Source organism: Streptomyces sp. B21-105 (genome assembly GCF_036898465.1).
In the GTDB taxonomy this organism is placed as follows: domain Bacteria; phylum Actinomycetota; class Actinomycetes; order Streptomycetales; family Streptomycetaceae; genus Streptomyces.
In genome coordinates this window covers 3,561,019-3,578,552 of sequence record NZ_JARUMJ010000001.1, presented here as the reverse complement: position 1 = coordinate 3,578,552, position 17,534 = coordinate 3,561,019, and the positions used below count along the sequence as shown (strand labels likewise).

Annotated in this window: 16 protein-coding genes; 1 reads left to right on the top strand and 15 read right to left on the bottom strand. The window is 70.3% G+C overall.

The genetic code is table 11. The features are described 5' to 3' along the window. Positions 1-56: 56 nt before the first annotated feature. From QA802_RS16070 to QA802_RS16025, 10 genes are all read right to left on the bottom strand, one after another. Positions 57-1,841, bottom strand: coding sequence for an IucA/IucC family protein (locus QA802_RS16070; RefSeq protein WP_334522819.1), 1,785 nt, complete (start codon positions 1,839-1,841; stop codon positions 57-59). After that, the gene (locus tag QA802_RS16065; RefSeq protein WP_334522816.1) at positions 1,838-2,449 is read right to left on the bottom strand and encodes a GNAT family N-acetyltransferase; all 612 of its coding nucleotides are present in this window, start codon (positions 2,447-2,449) and stop codon (positions 1,838-1,840) included. The genes QA802_RS16070 and QA802_RS16065 overlap by 4 nt, the downstream gene beginning before the upstream one ends. Beyond that, positions 2,446-3,735: a lysine N(6)-hydroxylase/L-ornithine N(5)-oxygenase family protein gene (locus tag QA802_RS16060; RefSeq protein WP_334522813.1), complete on the bottom strand. Its 1,290-nt coding sequence runs from the start codon at positions 3,733-3,735 to the stop codon at positions 2,446-2,448. Before QA802_RS16060 ends, QA802_RS16065 begins: the two co-directional genes overlap by 4 nt. Beyond that, a complete protein-coding gene (gene desA, locus QA802_RS16055) occupies positions 3,719-5,161 on the bottom strand; it encodes a lysine decarboxylase DesA (RefSeq protein ID WP_334522810.1) in 1,443 nt (480 codons plus the stop codon). The genes QA802_RS16060 and desA overlap by 17 nt, the downstream gene beginning before the upstream one ends. Positions 5,162-5,368: 207 nt before the next feature. After that, positions 5,369-6,190 carry a siderophore-interacting protein gene (locus QA802_RS16050; protein ID WP_334522807.1) on the bottom strand — a complete coding sequence of 274 codons (822 nt, stop codon included), beginning with the start codon at positions 6,188-6,190 and terminating at the stop codon, positions 5,369-5,371. 61 nt (positions 6,191-6,251) lie between these two features. Then, positions 6,252-7,301: an ABC transporter substrate-binding protein gene (locus QA802_RS16045; RefSeq protein ID WP_334522804.1), complete on the bottom strand. Its 1,050-nt coding sequence runs from the start codon at positions 7,299-7,301 to the stop codon at positions 6,252-6,254. Positions 7,302-7,733: 432 nt separating this feature from the next. Beyond that, positions 7,734-8,894: an acyl-CoA dehydrogenase family protein gene (locus QA802_RS16040; RefSeq protein WP_334522801.1), complete on the bottom strand. Its 1,161-nt coding sequence runs from the start codon at positions 8,892-8,894 to the stop codon at positions 7,734-7,736. A 7-nt stretch (positions 8,895-8,901) separates the two neighbouring features. After that, positions 8,902-9,855 (bottom strand): hydroxymethylglutaryl-CoA lyase, encoded by a 954-nt coding sequence (locus QA802_RS16035; RefSeq protein WP_334522799.1) that lies wholly within the window; start codon positions 9,853-9,855, stop codon positions 8,902-8,904. Then, the gene (locus QA802_RS16030) at positions 9,852-11,888 is read right to left on the bottom strand and encodes an acetyl/propionyl/methylcrotonyl-CoA carboxylase subunit alpha (protein ID WP_334522796.1); all 2,037 of its coding nucleotides are present in this window, start codon (positions 11,886-11,888) and stop codon (positions 9,852-9,854) included. The genes QA802_RS16035 and QA802_RS16030 overlap by 4 nt, the downstream gene beginning before the upstream one ends. Before the next feature lie 12 nt (positions 11,889-11,900). Then, a complete protein-coding gene (locus QA802_RS16025; RefSeq protein WP_334522793.1) occupies positions 11,901-13,517 on the bottom strand; it encodes a carboxyl transferase domain-containing protein in 1,617 nt (538 codons plus the stop codon). Positions 13,518-13,614: 97 nt separating this feature from the next. Between QA802_RS16025 and QA802_RS16020 the strand changes: the two genes are divergently transcribed. Further along, on the top strand, positions 13,615-14,280 hold the full coding sequence (locus QA802_RS16020; RefSeq protein ID WP_334522790.1) for a TetR/AcrR family transcriptional regulator: 666 nt from the start codon (positions 13,615-13,617) through the stop codon (positions 14,278-14,280). 224 nt (positions 14,281-14,504) lie between these two features. Here the strand turns inward: QA802_RS16020 and QA802_RS16015 are convergent, their stop codons facing one another. From QA802_RS16015 to QA802_RS15995, 5 genes are all read right to left on the bottom strand, one after another. Continuing rightward, positions 14,505-14,867, bottom strand: a complete 363-nt coding sequence (locus QA802_RS16015; protein WP_334522787.1) for an Imm51 family immunity protein — start codon at positions 14,865-14,867, stop codon at positions 14,505-14,507. Between the two features lie 88 nt (positions 14,868-14,955). After that, the gene (locus QA802_RS16010) at positions 14,956-15,150 is read right to left on the bottom strand and encodes a hypothetical protein (RefSeq protein WP_334522784.1); all 195 of its coding nucleotides are present in this window, start codon (positions 15,148-15,150) and stop codon (positions 14,956-14,958) included. Next, entirely contained in the window at positions 15,147-15,476 is a 330-nt protein-coding gene (locus tag QA802_RS16005; protein ID WP_334534671.1) for a Scr1 family TA system antitoxin-like transcriptional regulator, read from the bottom strand. Before QA802_RS16005 ends, QA802_RS16010 begins: the two co-directional genes overlap by 4 nt. Positions 15,477-15,807: 331 nt before the next feature. Then, entirely contained in the window at positions 15,808-17,082 is a 1,275-nt protein-coding gene (locus QA802_RS16000) for a VanZ family protein (protein ID WP_334522781.1), read from the bottom strand. Positions 17,083-17,127: 45 nt separating this feature from the next. Beyond that, a complete protein-coding gene (locus tag QA802_RS15995) occupies positions 17,128-17,517 on the bottom strand; it encodes a hypothetical protein (RefSeq protein ID WP_334522778.1) in 390 nt (129 codons plus the stop codon). Between the last annotated feature and the right edge of the window lie 17 nt (positions 17,518-17,534).

Below are 17,534 nucleotides of genomic sequence, written 5' to 3'. Positions count from 1 at the left end.
CAAACGCGGCGACGGGCGCCCCCGGGGACCGTACCCGGGGGCGCCCGCGCGCCCGATCAGAACCCCGCGACGGGATTTTCCAGGGTGCCGATCAGCTGGAGGGCGCCCGCCGGGTCCGCCAGGTCCACCATCTGCCTGTTGTCGCGCAGTTGGAGCCGGTTGAGGCAGGACAGGGCGAACTCGGGGGCGAACAGGTCGTACTGGCGGAACCGGTCGGCCAGTTCGGGGTGTGCCTCCTGGTAGGCGCGGGTGACCTCGGCGACCGTGCGCCAGAAGCCGTCCTCCTCCAGGATTCCCTCGTCGGCCAGGCCGGCGGCGAGGAAACGGAAGAAACAGTCGAAGACGTCGGTGAAAACGGACAGCAGCTTCGTGTCGTCGGGCACCTCGACGCGGATGCGCCGGACCTCGGGCGGCAGCACCGCGTCCGGGTCCAGGACGGCGATCTCCTCGGCGATGTCCTTGTAGACCGCCCGCTGCACCACCCCGTCCTTCAGCACCAGGATCGTGTTCTCGCCGTGCGGCATGAACACCAGGTCGTAGGCGTAGAAACAGTGCAGCAACGGCGTGTAGTACGCCTCCAGGTAGGCGCGCAGCCATGCGGTGGGGCGCAGGCCGGACTGCTCGACCAGCGCGCCCGCCGCCGACCTGCCCTCGTGGTCGACGTGGACCAGAGCGGCCATGGTCGCGAGCGACTCGCCGTCCCGGAGGGAGGTCACGGGGCTCTCGCGCCACAGCGCGGCCAGCATCTTGCGGTAAGGCGAGTGGCGGTCAGTGGCGGCCTCGTACTCCAGGTGCCGGTAGCCGACGGCGGCCCGCTCCCGGATGATCGACAGGCCGCTCGCCTTCAGCACCGGGTCGTTGTCGATGAGCTGGGCCAGCCAGTCGTTGATGGCCGGCGTCGCCTCCATGTAGGCGGCCGACAGTCCCCGCATGAAGCCCATGTTCAGCACGGACAGGGCCGTCTTCACGTAGTGCTTCTCGGGGTGGGAGCGGTTGAAGAACGTCCGGATGGACTGCTGCGCCAGGTATTCGTCGTCGCCCTCGCCGAGGCACACCAGGTTCCCGCGGGCGATCTCGGCCGCGAAGGTGACGGAGAGCTTGTTCCACCACTGCCAGGGGTGGACGGGGATGAGGAGGTGGTCCGACGGGTCGAGGTTCCGCTCGCGCAGGATCCCGTCGAACCGCTCGACCGTCTCCTCGCCCAGTTCCTCGCGCACGAACGACTCGTACGAGATCCCGACGCCGGCCGTGAACGCGGCCCGTGAGCGGTGGGCCGCCAGCCACACCAGCCGGACCGGGCTCGCCGTCTCCGGGGCGTACGACAGGTACTCGTGGACGCCGAAGCCGAGCCGCCCGTTGTTGGCGACGAAGCAGGGGTGTCCCTCCGTCATCCCGGTCTCGATGGCCTGGAAGCCGCTCCTGACCAGTTCCGCCGACGTGACCTGCGGCTTGGTCAGCTTGAAGCAGGTGGAGGAGAGGGTGGAGGAGATCTCCTCCAGGTAGACCGGCAGGATCGCGTCGCTGAGGCCCAGCGTCTTCTGCAGCTCGATGAAGAAGTCCAACGCCTCCAGCGGGAGTTCGGCCCCGTCGCGGGTGCGGGTGATCGAGCCGGCGTCCACCTGCCAGTGGTCCAGGGCGCGGCGGACGGCGGTGAAGCGGTAGGCCGTCAGCCCGTCGTCGCCTCGGACGACGTACCGGCCGTCCTGCTTCTCGGGGGTGATCAGGTCGGGGGTGATCAGGCGCTCGTGCGCGAACTCCGCGAGGGCCTTGCGGACCAGCAGGCGGTTGGCCTGAGCCCAGCGTTCGGGGGAGAGGTGGGACACGGCGTCGGCGAGGCTCATGCCGTCACCCCCGTGGCCGCGGCGAACTGCTCGCGGGTGCAGAAGCTGAGCAGCGCCGGCTTCTCCGGCTTCTGGATCTCCCGCTCGGCCACGAACCCGACGGCCTCGTTCAGCGCGTGCACGGCCTCGTTGGACACGTCCGGTTCGACGACGACGCGGGCGACGGCCGGGTCCTCGAAGAGACGGGCCATGACGGCGGTGATGACGGCGCGCGTGAACCCGTGCACGGGCCGGTCGGTGGGGGCGACCAGGAAGTGCATGCCGACGTCACCGGGCTGCGGCTCGTACAGGCCGACCAGCTCGCGGTGGCGGGGGTCGTAGTACTCCATGAGGAACGCGGGCTCGCCGTCGTGCAGGCCGAGCAGCGCGTGGTGGTGCTCGTCGGCCGCGATCTCCATGTAAGCCCGCTCGACGTCGACGAGTCGCGCCTCCCGCATCATCCAGTACGCGGCTTTGGGGTGCGTGACCCAGCGGTGCAGCAGCCCGGCGTCCCGGAGGGGGTCGAGAGGACGGAAGGAGAGCGGACCGACGGCGGCCGTGGGGGTGGCGTCCGTGTCGGCGGAGGCGGCCGTGGCGCGGGCCGTGGCGGTGCCGGTGACGGTGTTCATGCGCCGAACTCCTGGAACGCGATGGTCTTCTCGACGGGGTAGTACTCGCTGCCGAGCAGCTCGCGGATGAGGTAGCTGTTGCGGTAGGCGCCCATGCCGAGGTCGGGCGAGGTGACGCTGTGCGTGTGCACGCCCGCGTTCTGCAGGAACACGCCCCGGCCGGTGACGTCGACGGCGTAGTTGCGGCCGATGTCGAAGTTGCCCCGGGAGTCGTAGCGCAGCCGGTCCCGGACGGGCGCGAGGAACTCCGGCTCGGCGTACCGGTAGCCGGTGGCGAGGACGAGCCCCTGGGAGGTCAGCTCGAAGTCCTTGCCCTGCTCCTCCTGGCGGAAGGACAGCGTGTAGGCGCCGTCGGCGTAGGACGCCCCGGTGAGCGAGGAGTTGGTGAGCAGCCGGGTGGGGACGGGGCCGCCGAGGTTCTTCTGGTAGAGCAGGTCGAAGATCTCGTCGACGAGGTCGCCGGCGATGCCCTTGAAGAGGCCCTTCTGCTCGGCCGTGAGCCGGTAGCGGGTCTGCTCCGGCAGCTCGCGGAAGTAGTCGGCGTACTCGGGGGAGGTCATCTCCAGGGTGAGCTTGGTGTACTCGAGCGGGAAGAAGCGCGGCGAGCGGGTCACCCAGTTGAGCCGGTAGCCGTGGACGTCGATCTCGCTGAGCAGGTCGTAGTAGATCTCGGCGGCCGACTGGCCGGAGCCGACGAGCGTGATCGACTCCTTCTTCTGCAGCTCCGCCCTGTGCTGGAGATAGCGTGAGTTGTGCGTGAAGTCGCCGCCCAGTCCCGCGCAGACCTCCGGGACGTACGGCGGCGTGCCGGTGCCGAGGACGAGGTGACGGGCGCGGAACTCCTCGCCGGCGGTCGTCCGTACGACGTACAGCTCGTCCTCGTAGGTCACCTCGGCGACGGTCGTGGAGAACCGCACGCTGCTCAGCTGGTCGGCGGCCCAGCGGCAGTAGTCGTCGTACTCGACGCGCAGCGGGTAGAAGTTCTCGCGGATGTAGAACGAGTAGAGCCGGCCCTTCTCCTTCAGGTAGTTGAGGAAGGAGAACGGGGAGGTCGGGTCGGCCAGCGTGACCAGGTCCGACATGAACGGGGTCTGCAGGTGGGCGCCGTCCAGGAACATCCCGGAGTGCCACTCGAAGTGCGGCTTGGACTCCAGGAAGACGCCGTCGAGCGCGTCGATCGGCTCGGTCAGACAGGCGAGGCCGAGGTTGAACGGGCCGAGCCCGATGCCCACGAAGTCGTGGATCTGGGTCACGGGCGCGGGCTCGGGCTCAGGAAGCGCGGTCAAGGGAGTCTCCCAGGTACTGCTCGGCGTGGCCGGCGATCAGGTCGAGGACGGCCCCGATGTCGTCGGTCGTCGTCTCGGGGTTGAGCAGGGTGAACTTCAGGTAGTTGCGGGCGCCGACCTTGGTGCCCGCGACCACGGCGTCACCGGAGGCGAACAGGGCCTTGCGGGCGTACAGGTTGGCCCGGTCGATCGCGGCCGGGTCGGTGACGGCGGCGGGGATGTAGCGGAAGACGAGGGTGGAGAGCGACGGCTGGACCACGACGTCGTAGCGCGGGTCGGCGGCCAGCAGGTCGAAGCCTTCGGCGGCCAGGTCGCAGACCTCGTCGAAGAGCCGGCCGATGCCGTCGGCGCCCATGGTCCGCAGGGTCATCCACAGCTTGAGCGCGTCGAACCGGCGGGTGGTCTGCAGGGACTTGTCGACCTGGTTGGGGATGCGCTCGTCCACCATGCGGCGCGGGTTGAGGTACTCGGCGTGGTAGGTGGCGTGGCGCAGCGTGGCCGCGTCCCGCACCAGCACGGCGGACGAACTCACGGGCTGGAAGAAGGACTTGTGGTAGTCGACGGTGACGGAGTCGGCGCGCTCGATGCCGTCGATGCGGTTCCGGTGCTTCACGGAGGCGAGCAGCCCGCAGCCGTACGCGGCGTCGACGTGCATCCACGCGCCGAACTGCCGGCACAGCTCGGCGATCTCGGGCAGCGGGTCGATCGAGCCGAAGTCGGTGGTGCCGGCGGTGGCGACGACAGCCATCGGGACGAGTCCGGCCCGCTCGCAGCGCTCCAGCTCGCGGGCGAGCGCGACCGTCTGCATGCGCTTGTCGTGGTCGACGGGGACGGAGACCACGGCGTCCGGCTCGAGGCCCAGGAGCTTCGCGGACTTCTTCACGCTGAAGTGGCCGACGTCGGAGGCGAAGACGCGCAGTCTCGCCGGGGAGTCCGACTTCGCCTCCTCGCGGGCGAGCAGCAGTGCCTGGAGGTTGGACTGGCTGCCGCCGGAGGTGAACACGCCGTCGGCGGCGGGCCCGAGGCCGATGCGGGCGGTCGTCCAGTCGATCAGCTTGCGCTCGATGAGGGTGCCGCCCGCCGACTGGTCCCAGGTGTCCAGGGAGGAGTTGACGGCGGACAGGACCGCCTCGCCCAGCACGGCGGGGATCACGACCGGGCAGTTGAGGTGGGCGAGGTAGCGCGGGTGGTGGAAGTAGACCGCGTCACGGAGGTACACCTCCTCCAGCTCGTCGAGTACGGCGGTGGTGTCGCCCAGGGGCCGGTCGAGGTCGACGGCGTCGATGCGGGGCGCGAGGTCGTCGACCGTGATGCCGGTGAACGGCCGCTGGATGGTGGCCAGTTTGGCGGCGACCCGCTCGACTCCTTCGGTCACGGAGCGGCGGTACCGCTCAGCGGTCGTGTCATTGAGCAGGTGCGAGCGCATGGTGGGGTCCTCCGGGGGTGGGGACGGGGCGGGGTCCGCGGGTGGACGGCGAAGGGGCGGAATCGAGGATTCAACTTAGGTTAGCCTAACCTAAGTTGAGCGATCGAGGTCGTGCCTGTGCCGTGACCGTGATCACGACCGTGCCCGGCGCAACTGTCCGCGCGGGCACGGTGGTCGGGACGCCGGGACGCCGGGACGCCGGGACGCCTACTCCGCCTCGCGGAGCTGCTCCTCGCTCATGCCCTGGCGCCAGTACCCGACGAAGGTGACCCGGCGCCGGTCGATGCCGCGCTCCTGGACGAAGTGCCGGCGCAGCGCCTTCACGCACCCCGACTCGCCCGCGATCCAGACGTACGGACGCGTCGCGGCCGGCAGCCGGGCGGCGCGCACGGCGTCGACGGAGCCCTCCCCGACCGACCAGGTGACCTCGGCGTCCGCCGCCGTCGCCAACTCCCGTACGTTTCCCGCGTCGTGCGTCTCCAGCCACACCCGGGCGCGTTGCCCGGCCGGCAGGGACTCCAGGATCGACGCGACAGCCGGCAAGGCGCTCTCGTCGCCCCACAGCAGCACCAGGTCGGTGTCGTGCGGCGGCCGGAACCGGATCGCCCGGTTGTCGGCCACGGCCGGGCCGAGCAGCACCACCCGGTCCCCGGCGGCCGCGCGGGAGGCCCACGCGGAGGCGGGACCGGCCGGGGTGTGCAGCACGAAGTCGATGTCGATCTCCCGGGTGCGGCCGAGCGCGTCGCGGCGCAGGGCGCGCAGGGTGTACGACCGCATCACCGCCCGCACCCCGTCCGGCAGTTCACGCCACGCCTGCCACCAGCCCTCCCCGAGTCCATAGGGGACGGCGGGCGCGTCCTGCCCCGGGTGGGGCAGGAACAGCGACAGCGACTGGTCGCGCCCGTCGGAGAGGAAGTGCTCGAGGTCCTCCCCGGCGAAGGTGACCCGGACGAGCGACGACCCGGGCCGTCCGGTCCGTACGACCCGGAGCGAGAAGAAGCGGAAAGGTGCGGCGACGGCCGTGGTCACGGGGGTGCTCCTGTCGGCGGGGAGGGGTGGCCCGGCTGCGTTCACCCGAGCCGCCCGAGGGTCAGGAAACCTTCTTCGCCTTCTCCAGCGCGGCGGCGAGGTCGTCCAGCAGCGGCACGCACTTGTCGTACGACAGGATCGGCTCGGGCGAGCGCGCGATGACCTGGCCGGCCTTCACCGCGGGCAGCTTCTTCCAGGTCGCCTCGGTGATGTCGGCGGGCTGGATGGTCGAGGAGCGGTCGTCCATCATGATGATGTCGGCCGGGTACTTGTCGACGTTCTCCCAGCTCAGCGACTCGTACCAGCCGCCACCCTGGGCCTTGGCGCTCTCCGGCGGCTCGACGAAGTTCACGCCGAGGGACTTGAAGTACTCCAGGTCGACGGAGAGGTCGGTGCCGGAGACGTAGAACAGCTCGGCGCTCGCGGAACCGGCCATCACCTTGATGTCGGGCTTGGCCTTGGCGGCGGCGCGCAGCCGGGCCGCGGCGGCCTCGAACTTCTTCTTCGCGTCGGTGACCGCGGTCGCCGTCATGTCGGCGCCGAGCGACTCGGCCAGCTCCCACATGCGCTGCAGCGGCGCGGTCAGCTGACGGTCGTAGACCGAGACGGCGACGCTCGGGGCGAGCTTCGCGATCTTGTCCTTGGAGGCCTCGGGGACGTACCAGAGGGTGCCGGCGCTGTCGAACGTCGTGGAGATGAGGACGTCGGGCGCGAGGGCCGCGTACTTCTCGACGTTGAACTCGTCCCAGACGTTGCCGAGGACGGTCACCTTGCTGACGTCCATGTCGCCGGCCTGGACGTCGGCCTTGCCCGCGGCGGTCTTCGTCGGGCCGAAGACGCCCTTGACCTGGATGCCGTAGTCGAAGAGGGCGGCGGCGACGCCGGTGAAGGCGACGATGTTCGCGGGGATCGCGTCCAGCTTCACCGTGGTGCCGCGGTCGTCCTTGAAGCTCCAGGGACCGGACTTGGCGGAGGCGCTCGCCGGCGATCCGGAGCCCGTGGCCGTCGCGTCCTCGTCCCCGCAGGCTGCGAGCGCGGCGCCGAGGCCGAGGGCGCCACCGGCGGCGAGGATGCCGCGGCGGGAGAGACGGGCGGCTCTGACGTTGGACATGTCTCTGGCTACTTTCGGACGGGGTGGATCACCCGAGGACGGTTCGAAGGTAGGTTAGCCTAACCTCATCTGTTGTCCAGAAGGCGGCCCCGGAGAGCGGGACGCCGTGAGCGGTGTCTGCCCGCTTTCCGAGCACAGCCTGTGTATCGAGGGTGGAGAGAGCGCCACGGGGGTGGACCGGGTGTGGTTCGCTCGTTTCCCCGGTGAAGCGAAGAACGGCGCGGCGGCCTCGTGAGTCGTCAACGAGGCCGCCGCGGTAGGGGAGTTGTCGGACGGGCGAGCGCGCGGGGTGCGTGGGGCAGGGCTGTTTCCAGCCACCCACGCATGCGACGCGGCACCCTTGGGGCGTGCCGGTGCCGCCGGCCCCGGCGGACTCCCGGCCAGCCCCCCGGCCGACACCCGGCCGTCCCCCCGGCCGACTGCCGCGCCGGATCAGTCCGTCAGGCCCAACTCGCGGGCGATCAGCATCCGCTGGACCTCACTGGTGCCCTCGCCGATCTCCAGGATCTTGGAGTCGCGCCACATCCGGGCCACCGGGTACTCGTTCATGAAGCCGTAACCGCCGTGCACCTGGGTGGCGTCGCGGGCGTTGTCGACGGCGATCGTCGACGAGTACAGCTTCGCCAGCGCGGCCTCCTTCTTGAACGGCTCGCCGGCCACCAGCCGCGACGCCGCGTCCCGCCAGGCGAGACGGGCCGTGTGGGCCTTCATCTCCATGTCGGCGATCTTGAACTGGATGGCCTGGTTGGCGCCGATCGGACGGCCGAACGCACGCCGTTCCTTCGCGTACTTCACCGACTCGTCCACACAGCCCTGCGCCAGCCCGGTGGCCAGCGCCGCGATGGCGATGCGCCCCTCGTCGAGGATCCGCAGGAACTGCGCGTACCCGCGCCCCTCCTCGCCCAGCAGGTTCGCCGCCGGGACGCGCACGTCGGAGAAGGACAGCTCCCGGGTGTCGGAGGCGTTCCAGCCGACCTTCGAGTACGGGCTCGCGACGGTGAAGCCGGGGGTGCCGGACGGCACGATGATCGCCGAGATCAGCGGCCTGCCGTCCGGCTTGCGGCCCGTCACCGCCGTGACGGTGACCAGCCCCGTGATGTCGGTGCCCGAGTTGGTGATGAAGCACTTCGATCCGTTGATGACCCATTCATCCGTGTCGGGGTCGAGGCGGGCCGTCGTACGCGTCGCGCCCGCGTCCGAGCCGCCGTCCGGCTCGGTCAGCCCGAACGCGCCGAGGATCTCGCCGGAGCACAGCCGCGGCAACCACTCCCGCTTCTGCTCCGGCGTGCCGAAGAGATGGATCGGCATGGCGCCCAGCGAGACGCCCGCCTCCAGGGTGATCGCCACCGACGAGTCGACCCGCGCCAGTTCCTCCAGCACGAGGCCGAGGGCGAGGTAGTCGCCGCCCATGCCGCCGTGCTCCTCCGGGAACGGCAGCCCGAACAGGCCCATGCGGCCCATCTCACGGACGATCTCGTAGGGGAACTCGTGCCGCTCGTAGAAGTCGCCGATCTTGGGCGCGACGACGTCGTGGGCGAACTCCTCGACGGTGCGGCGGAGTTCTTCCAGTTCGGGGGAGAGACGGTGGTCCATGGCGGGGTCACTGCTCCTTGTGGGGCTGTGTCGTGTTACCGAGGGCTCGTACGGTGCGGGACGGGCTGGGTCGGCCCAGGTGGCCGGCCATCCACTCGCTTGTGGCGACGAGGCGGCCGAGATCGACCCCGGTGTCGATGCCGAGGCCCTGCAGCATCCACACGAGGTCTTCGGTGGCGAGGTTTCCGGTGGCGGACCTGGCGTACGGACAGCCGCCGAGACCGCCCGCCGAGGCGTCGACGGTCGTGACGCCGTGCCGGAGCGCGGCGAGGGTGTTGGCGAGCGCCTGCCCGTAGGTGTCGTGGAAGTGCACGCCGAGCGCGCCGGTGGGCACGCCCTGTTCGTTCAGCGCGGTCAGCAGGGCCCCGACGTGGCCCGGGGTGGCGACCCCGATGGTGTCGCCCAGGCTCAGCTCGTCGCAGCCCTGGTCGAGCAGGGCGCGGCAGACCCGCACGACCTGGTCGACCGGCACCGCGCCCTCCCACGGGTCGCCGAAGCACATGGAGAGATAGCCGCGCACATGCACGCCCTCGGCCTTCGCGCGGGCCACCACCGGCGCGAACATGGCCAGCGCCTCGTCCACCGTGCGGTTGAGGTTGGCCTTGGCGAAGGACTCGGTGGCGCTGGCGAAGACGGCGATCCGGCGGGCGCCCAGGGCGAGCGCCCGGTCCAGTCCGCGTTCGTTCGGCACGAGCACCGGCAGCGCCGCGTCCACGTCGCTCAGCAGCGGGAACAGCTGCTCGGCGTCGGCGAGTTGGGGCACCCACTTCGGGTGGACGAAGCTCGTGGCCTCGATGGTGGTGAGGCCCGCGCCGGCGAGCCGGTGCACGAACTCGGCCTTGACGGCCGTCGGCACGGTCGTCTTCTCGTTCTGCAGTCCGTCGCGCGCGCCGACCTCGTGGATCCGCACCCGGGCCGGCAGGTCCAGGTCCGGGTCCGGTACGACCATGGGGAGTGTCATCGGTCCTCCTGTGCCGGGACGACGGCTGCGGCCGCGGCCGTGGCGGCCGTCGGGGCGGTGGACAGGTCGGCTGCCGGGGCTGCGGTCGGATCGGCCCCCGGGTCGCCCGTCGGGGCAGTGGCCGGGGCGATGACGGCGAGCACCTGGTCCATGGCGACCGTCGAGCCCGGCGACACGTCGAGCTCGGCGACCGTGCCGGCGTGCGGGGCGGAGATGACGTGCTCCATCTTCATCGCCTCCACCACCAGCAGACTCTGACCGGCGGCCACCTCGTCGCCGACGGCGACCTTGACGACCGTCACCGTGCCCGGCATGGGCGCGGTGAGCGAGTCGGCGCCCGCGCGGGCGGCGCCGGTGAGAGCGGCGGCGACCGGGTCATGGTCGCGCACATGCCAGGCGTCGCCGTCGCGCCCGATCCAGTCGGCGGCGACGTGGAAGGTGTGCCGGACGCCGTCCAGCGTCACCGACACGCGGTCGCCGGTGACGGAGTGCGTGCCGCGCGGGGTGTGCTCCACCGGGTCGGTGACGCGCAGCGGGAAGGAGACGGGCCTGGGCGTGCCGCCCAGCCGCCAGCCGCTGGGCACCGAGAACGGGTCGACCCAGCCGTCGCCCACCGGGCGCAGGGCGTCGAGCCGTACGGCCGCCGCGGCCTCGTACACCGCCTCCGGCACGTCGGTGGAGACGAGCGACTCCGCCTCCCGCTCCACCAGCCCCGTGTCCAGATCGCCCGCCACGACCGCCGGATGCGCCAGCAGCCGCCGCAGGAACCCGGCATTGGTCTGCACGCCCAGCGTGACCGTCTCCGCGAGGGCCGCACGCAGCTTGCGCAGCGCGGTCGCCCGGTCCGGGCCGTAGGCGATCACCTTGGACAACATCGGGTCGTAGAGGCTGCCGACCTCGGCGCCCTCGCTGAGCCCGGAGTCGGTGCGCACACCGTCGCCCTGCGGCTCGTGCAGCCTGAGCACCGTGCCGCCGGACGGCAGGAACCCGCGCGCGGGGTCCTCGGCGCAGATCCGCGCCTCCACCGCGTGCCCGGTCAGCCGGACGTCCTCCTGGCCGAAGGACAGCGGCTCGCCGGCCGCCGCCCGCAGCTGCCACTCCACCAGGTCGAGGCCGGTGACCAGTTCGGTGACCGGGTGCTCCACCTGGAGGCGGGTGTTCATCTCCATGAAGTAGTACGCCGACGGGTCGTCGCCCGGCACGATGAACTCCACCGTGCCCGCGCCCCGGTACCCGCACGAGCGCGCCGCCTGCACGGCCGCCTCGCCCATCGACGCGCGCGTGGCCTCGTCCAGCAGGACGCTCGGCGCCTCCTCGACGATCTTCTGGTGCCGGCGCTGGAGCGAGCACTCGCGCTCGCCGAGGTGCACCACGTTGCCGTGGCCGTCGGCCAGGACCTGGATCTCGATGTGCCGGGGGCGGTCGATCCACCGCTCGACGAGGAGCGTGTCGTCGCCGAAGGAAGCGCGGGCCTCACGGCGGGCGGCCGCGATCTCCTCGGCCAGCGCCGCGGTGTCCCGCACCAGCCGCATGCCCTTGCCGCCGCCGCCCGCGCTCGGCTTCAGCAGCACGGGCACGCCGATCTCGTGGGCGGCGGCGACGAGCTGGTCGTCCGTCAGACCGCTGCCGCTCGAACCCGGCACCACCGGGACCCCGGCCTCCCGCACGGTGGCCTTGGCCCGGATCTTGTCGCCCATCAGGGCGATCGCCTCGGCGGGCGGCCCGATGAAGACCAGCCCCGCGTCGGCGCAGGCACGCGCGAAGCCCGCGTTCTCGGCCAGGAAGCCGTACCCCGGGTGGACGGCCTGGGCGCCGGTCCGCGCGGCCGCGTCCAGCAGCCGCTCGACCGACAGATAGCTGTCGGCGGCGGACGGCGGGCCGATCCGTACGGCCGTGTCGGCCTCCCGGACGTGCCGGGCGTCCGCGTCGGCGTCGGAGAAGACCGCCACCGAGCGCACGCCCATGGCGCGCAGCGTGCGGATGACGCGGACGGCGATCTCGCCCCGGTTGGCCACGAGCACTGTGTCAAACATGAAGTCCCCTCCTCACATCCGGAAGACGCCGAACCGGGGCTCGCCCAGCGGCGCGTTGGCGCAGGCCGTCAGGGCCAGGCCCAGCACCTGCCGGGTCTCCTGCGGTTCGATGACCCCGTCGTCCCACAGCCGGGCGGTCGCGTAGTAGGCGTTGCCCTGCCGCTCGTACTGCGCGCGGATCGGGTCCTTGAACGCCTCTTCGTCCGCCGCGGGCCACTCCTGGCCGCCGGCCTCCAGCTGGTCGCGCTTGACGGTGGCGAGGACGGAGGCGGCCTGCTCGCCGCCCATGACGGAGATCTTGGCGTTGGGCCACATCCACAGGAAGCGGGGCGAGTAGGCCCGGCCGCACATGGAGTAGTTGCCCGCGCCGTACGACCCGCCGACGACGACCGTCAGCTTCGGCACGCGCGTGCACGCCACCGCCGTCACCATCTTCGCGCCGTGCTTGGCGATGCCCCCGGCCTCGTAGTCCTTGCCGACCATGAAGCCGGAGATGTTCTGCAGGAACACCAGCGGGATCCCGCGCTGGTCGCACAGCTCGATGAAGTGGGCGCCCTTCTGGGCGGACTCGGAGAACAGGATGCCGTTGTTGGCGACGATCCCGACCGGGTGGCCGTGGATCCGGGCGAAACCGGTGACCAGGGTCTGCCCGAACTCGGACTTGAACTCCGCGAACCGGGAGCCGTCCACCACGCGCGCGATGACCTCGCGTACGTCATAGGGGGTGCGGGAGTCGACCGGCACGGCGCCGGTCAGCCCGTAGGGGTCGACCTTGGGCTCCACGGACGGCCGCACCTGCCAGGGCAGCGGCCCGCGCGCGGGAAGCGTGGCGACGATGTTCCGCACGATCCGCAGCGCGTGCGCGTCGTCCTCGGCGAGATGGTCGGTCACACCGGAGATCCGGGAGTGCACCTCGCCGCCGCCCAGTTCCTCCGCGGTGACGACCTCGCCCGTGGCGGCCTTCACCAGCGGCGGCCCGCCCAGGAAGATCGTCCCCTGGTTGCGCACGATGACGGCCTCGTCGCTCATGGCGGGCACGTACGCACCGCCGGCCGTGCACGACCCGAGGACCGCCGCGATCTGCGGGATGCCGGCCCCCGACATCCGGGCCTGGTTGTAGAAGATCCGCCCGAAGTGCTCACGGTCGGGGAACACCTCGTCCTGCATGGGCAGGAACGCCCCGCCGGAGTCCACCAGGTAAAGACACGGCAGGCGGTTCTCCAGCGCCACCTCCTGGGCGCGCAGGTGCTTCTTCACCGTCATCGGGTAGTAGGTGCCGCCCTTGACGGTGGCGTCGTTGGCCACGATCACGCACTCGCGCCCGCTCACCCGCCCGATCCCCGCGATGACGCCGGCGGCCGGCGCCTGCCCGTCGTACATCCCGTCGGCGGCGAGGGGGGCGAGCTCGAGGAAGGGCGACCCCGGGTCCAGGAGGGTGTCGACCCGGTCCCGGGGCAGCAGCTTGCCGCGCGCGGTGTGCCGCGCCCGCGCCTTCTCGCCGCCCCCGAGCCGGGCCGCGGCCAGCTTGCCGCGCAGCTCCTCGGCGAGTGCGCGGTGCGCCTCCTCGTTGGCCCGCCAGGCCTCCGACGCGGGGTCGCCCGCGCTCGTCAGCTCCGGTGCCTCTTCCATTCTCGCGGTCCCCTCACGCCAGTGATCGACTGTTAATGAGCGTTAACCATTTCCTCCAGGTTAACGACCGCTAACCTCCCTGTCTAGAATTGCTCCCATGGCCACGAGAACCGACGCCCCCACCCGGCGCGAGCAGATCCTCAGGGAGGCCGCGCGGCTGTTCGCCGAGCGCGGCTTCCACGGCGTCGGGGTCGACGAGATAGGCGCCGCGGTCGGCATCAGCGGCCCCGGCCTGTACCGGCACTTCCCCGGCAAGGACGCGATGCTCGCGGAACTGCTCGTGGGCATCAGCGGCCAGCTGCTGACCGGCGCCAGACGCCGCCTGGCCGAGGCCGGCACCGACGCCGACCGGGCGAGGCCGGACGCCGACCGGGTGGGGACGGACGGCAGCCCGGCGGAGGCGGAAGGCAGCCCGGCGGAGGCGGTCCTCGACTCGCTCATCGAGGGGCACATCGACTTCGCGATCGACGACCGTCCCCTGATCACCCTGCACGACCGTGAGCTGGACCGCCTGCGCGACAGCGACCGCAAGCTGGTCCGCCAGCTCCAGCGGCAGTACGTCGAACTGTGGGTGGAGGCGCTGCGCGCGCTGTACCCGGACCTCGCCGAGCCCGCCGCCCGCTCCGCGGTCCACTCGGTCTTCGGCCTGCTGAACTCCACCCCGCACCTCGGCCGCCCGGGCTCCCTCCCCGGCCGCGCGGCCACGGCGCAGCTCCTGCACCGCATGGCCCGCGGCGCGTTCGCGGCGGCGGCGGGTGTCTGACGCCCGGCCGACCCAGGCGGTGAGCTCGCCGCGGCAGGTGACGCACGCGCTCCTTGCCGAGCACTCCGTTCGGGCACGCGCGCCCCGTCCGGGCTCTGCCCGGATCCGGCCTGACCATCACCGTGCCTGTCGTTCTGACGTAGTCCGGGCGAACGGGTGCGGCCTCCGTGAGGGGCGAGGTGTCCGAGGAGCTTGGGGCGATGGTGGGGAACGATTGATCCGGGTCAGTCCCAGTCTCCGGGGTCGGTTACCTCGATCAGCGCGGCCAGCTTGGCGCGGTCGTGGAAGGCGCCGCTGAGAATCAGCCCGAGCTCCCGCAGCGCCGCCTCGTCATTGCCGTAGACGCACATCATCCCGGCCTCGGGGTCGAAACCGCCGATCCGGTCGGCCAGCTCCGGCGCGTGGACGCGCACCGCAGTGTGCGCGACCGCGTCCCAGCTGTAGCCGCTGACCTCCTGGCCGACGGCTTCGAAAAGGTCGCTCGCCTCGGCGAAGTGGTTGTCGCCGAGGATCAGGCTGTAGTTGCCGGGCGATGTGTCGAAAAGGCTCAGGGGGGCGAGGTCCGCGTGATCGATTGCTTCAGTCATGCGCGCATCCTGGCATGACCCATCGACAGGCCTTCCCGCCTACAGGTTTGCGCGATGTCGAGCGGGAAACGGACCCGCCGGACAATCCCTAGAGCAGGTGGTCTGCCTTGCCCGCCTTGATGTCCAGGATGAGGGTGCGGAGGGCTTCGCGGGTGTCGGTGAGGGGAGTGTCCTCCTGGCCGGCGACGGCGATGTAGGCGTTGCCGTCGAGATCGGTGCCTATGCGGAAGCAGTTGTTGCCCTCGCCGCAAAAGGGGTCTTCCCAGGTGATGTCGTTTCTCACGGCTGTTCCTCAGAGTTGGCGGGCGATGTCGTGCATGAAGTCACGTGAAGCCTGTTGGTCCAGCGATTTGGCATGCCACCAGTCATATGGGCACGGCATTTGGCGAGTTGTGCCTTGGCGTGAGTGAACTCTCCGCCATGTGCGGAGTCCAGTTGGACGGTATCCAGTTGAGGGACGGCACCGTGGGCGTACAGAACCGCATGTCCCGCGCCCGGGAAAGCGCCGACGTCGGTGGTGAGGACGCGGATGTCGATACTCTCTCGTTCGGACATCTCGCACAGGTGCTGGAGTTGCTCCCGGGTGGTGCGTCTCCCTCCGAACTGCATGCGCAGGGCGCATTCGTGGACGTACGCGATGTAGTGGACGGCGTTGTCACAGTGGGGCATCGGCGGGGCCTGCGAGCCGAGCACCGGCACCCGGATGTGGGCGGTGCTGCCGCGTGAGGGCGCCCGCGCCTACGGATGCCCACCTGCCGCAGGCGACCGTCAGTGACTGCCGAGTGGTGGCAGTCGGCGCTCCATGAATCTGGATCTCGTCCGGCGTGTGGTCACGGCCGAGCCCCACTGCGGGCAGCGGAGCCGGGCCGTGACTCGTCCAAACCTCTGCGGAGGCACGGGGAGCGGGTCAAAGAAATGGGTCTGCGGCGGGTGCGCGCCCTCACCCCTTGCCCGCGATACGTTCGCCGGTCGTGGCGTCGATCGCGATGTCCTGCTTGCCACTGCCGACAAGCCAGACGGGCCGCCACTCTCCTTTGACCTGCTGGGCAAGCAGCAGGGCAGACTCACTCGGCAGCCCCGTTGCGGCCTTCGCCAACACCTTGGCCTTGGCCTTGTCGACGGTCACTCGCGGAAGCACCGGATCGTCGACGGTTCTGGCCGAGAACCCGATGACCCGTCCCGTGGTGGTGATCGTAAGGTCGAGGCGCATCGGCATCATGACCTTGTCCGCGTAGCGCCGGTACACCACCGTATAAGCCATCGTCGGGCCGTCGCCGATGGAGCGGACCCGCTGATCACTGCCCGCCACATTGCGAGGGAACCACTTTTGCGCGAATTGTGCCGCAACTGCCGTGACTTCGTTCTTGTTGAGACTCCCCGCGTCTCCACGGGTGTTCGAGGACCAAGCACTCTCAAGGGTCTTCGCCGGCCAAGTACCGGAGATGGTGCCGTGGTTCGTCGTCGCGGTGATCTGCAGACGGTTTCCATCTTTATTGGTCTCGGTCTCCCGCACCTGTGTATCACTTCCGAAGACCCCTCTGGCCGCGGCGGTAATCCACTCGTCGGCCTGGACGGCGGATTCGGCAAGAGCACGCTTCTGGTCATCCATGGCGACGATGTCGACCCGATCGATCCGGGACTCGAAGACGCCCCCGATGGCCAGCACAGCGAGTGCGCCAAGCGACGTGCCCCATGCGAGGTCGCGCAGCGGTTTGACTGATTGCCGCCGCCAGTAAATCCAGAGGGCGCCCGCCAGGGAGCCCAGTAGCGCGCCGGTCGCATTGGCCGCAAGGTCCGTCACACTGCACGAGCGGCCCAGATGCCCGGCCGACTGCGCGATTTCCACCGTCCCGCTGAGGGCCCCGAAGGCAGCCGCGACCGTCACTGGCCTTTTGAAGAGAAGGACGGCCAGCAGCGCACCGGGGGCGAAGAGGGCGATGTTCAGCAGGGAACTCGCTGACGTGAACAGATGGGTGGGTGCGCCGGTGTCGCATTGCCAGGATTGCAAACCGGCGTCGCCCGGCAGCAGAGTAACGGCCAAGATGCCGGCCAGGTATGCGGCGACAGCCATTCTGAGGGGCCACGGTTTTTTCCTCGCCTTGGCCACGAGAGCAGTAGGCACCGCAATGAGCGCAGCGAGGATAAGAAAAGAGAAGATCAGGCCTGGCACAGCAGCAATAGATGCTTCAATCATGTTGGAGCCTTCGAAAAACACGCGACCGGGGTGCTGGTCCAGCACCCCGGTCGTTGCGGGAGTGGGCTAGCAGACCTCAAGGTTGGGTGTGTAGTAGTTGCCGGTGCTTGCCTTCATGTAGCCAGCGATCGAGCACTCGGGAACGTCGGACTTCCGCTTACCGCCCCAACTGTGTGACAGCGTCTGACCCGAAGAGATCGACTTCTGGGTATCCAGGTACAGCGCAGCCCCCGTGGTCATTGCGAGCTGAATCGTAACCTTACTGCCACCGGTCTTCTTGTAGCTGGTGGCGGAGTAGTACAGGCTGCAGTTGCCACTCACGAGACACCCGTCGTCTCCGTGGATGCTCAGCACCCCGTTGGACAACTTCGTGCTCTTGGAACCGTAGGCGAAGGCGCTCGTCCCTGTCAGCACGAGTACACCCGTCATCGCGGCCACGATCAGCTTCTTTCTCAACACTTTCGTTCCCCCTT